This window comes from Gilliamella apis, assembly GCF_002142155.1.
GTDB lineage: Bacteria > Pseudomonadota > Gammaproteobacteria > Enterobacterales > Orbaceae > Gilliamella > Gilliamella apis.
The window spans coordinates 1-1,796 of sequence record NZ_NASD01000044.1 but is presented as its reverse complement, the minus strand read 5'-3'; the positions used below and the strand labels follow the sequence as shown (position 1 = coordinate 1,796).

Here is a 1,796-nt window from a genome sequence, read left to right as displayed (position 1 = left end):
TTTCAAGAAAGTTAAATACCGATGGTAAGTATACTACTTAGGTGTGTAAAAACGATATTACCTCGAAAATAATTAATGCTAAAGAAAGGAATTGAATAATGAATAAAATAGTTACATTTATCTTTATTATTTTTTTAAATTTTACTCTAACTGGTTGTGGTGAAAAAAATACTATAACTTTTGATTTCGCTAAAATGAAAGTCGAAGTAAGTGATTTTGATTCAAATATAGATTTGCCACGAAACATAGAAAACTTAAGTTATTCGGGGTTGCTTTACCGAGTACTAGAAAACTGTGATAAAAATGATAATGAGCAAATTAAAAAGGAAATGATGTCAGGAAAAGATTATACAACATCAGTTTGTAGTGATGGTATTATTTATAGATTTATTAATGTAAGTAAGTATCATCAGTAATAGAAAAAAGCTATATTCAGTTTTAAAGCAAACATAATTATGAACACTGCATTATAAATAAACCGATTAAAGGTGGATTTTGATAGCTTTTTATCTTTTACCTTAAAAATTTTAATAAATTTCTATGACAATACTATATGTCAGATCACTAATAAAAAGAGGGATAACCCTCTTTTTTTATAATACCCTTTATTTTTGAAGATTAAGGCATAACCACCGATGTCATTTTAGAAAGTTTTCCCAATATGCTTTTGTTATCATATTGTTAGAATCATGTAATTATAGTCTAGACATGTAAACTGCGATAAATTTATTAAAATCTCATCAATTGACCTGCAAAATATTATCAAATCGACTGTTCAGACTGATTCCTGAATCATAGGAAATATACAATTTTGAAAAATTTCAATTTTCCAACTACATCTCAAGAATAACTCTAAATCACGTATCAATCGCAATTTATGCCAACCGAAATCATTTATCTTATAAAAAGATCGCAGAAACAGTCAGTAATAAAATTTTGAAGACAATCATAGTGCTATCAGTTAAGAATTATGACTCATTAGGAGCTAATTCATATAAAGTTAGTAAAAGATTTATTAAATGCATATAAATAAGTAGGATTCGAGGCATTAATAAATGGACGAAAAAAGATTATTATTTTAACGCACTTAATATATTTTAAGATTTTATAGTCAAAAAGTAAGGATTAATGATTTATTTTAATGGTTTTAAATATTGGATTGTGAGGTAAGTGTTTTAGTAAGGTAACAAATTTATATTAATGGATTTATCAAACACTAAAATAACTACATATAACTTGCTGCATAACATTAAACAATTTTAATTAACTTCATCACCCATCATAATGTAAAAAATCCTATATCAAAAACAACTAGTTATTTAAAAGAAATGTTTATTTTATGATACCAACCACATCAATAAAAATTATTATTAATAATCTATGCATTATTTACATGTTGTTATAGTGTTATATTTTGTTAATTACATGGTTATTATTTGATGCATAAAAAATATTAAGGACATTCATTATTACGGATTTAATTACTTTTTTGGGTTCTATTTCAGCACAAACTCTTTATGTTATTAATGCTCCCACACTAGAAAAATATAATTATTGAAATGTTTATAAATAATTATTCCACATATATAAAATCACTTTTTACACTTATTATTTATAAGTTGTTACTTTTTTATATTTTTTTGAAAGATTTGAACGATCGGTCATATAATTTGCGATAGTTTGTGTCTATTATATCATAATTTATTGATCTGCAAAATCGATTGTTATATACTAGACATAGTATCTCAGGAGGAAAAAATCTTAACAATAATAATAAAAAAAGAGAGTTTTAACTC

Annotated in this window: 1 protein-coding gene; it reads left to right on the top strand. The window is 24.6% G+C overall.

Features of this window, described 5'->3' with window-relative positions:
* Positions 1-98: 98 nt before the first annotated feature.
* Positions 99-416, top strand: coding sequence for a hypothetical protein (locus B6C84_RS11405; protein ID WP_086354020.1), 318 nt, complete (start codon positions 99-101; stop codon positions 414-416).
* Positions 417-1,796: the final 1,380 nt, after the last annotated feature.

What these genes read in the sequence shown, in the direction of transcription:
- B6C84_RS11405 (WP_086354020.1), top strand. Translation starts at nt 99, where the DNA reads ATGAATAAAATAGTTACATTTATCTTTATTATTTTTTTAAATTTTACT.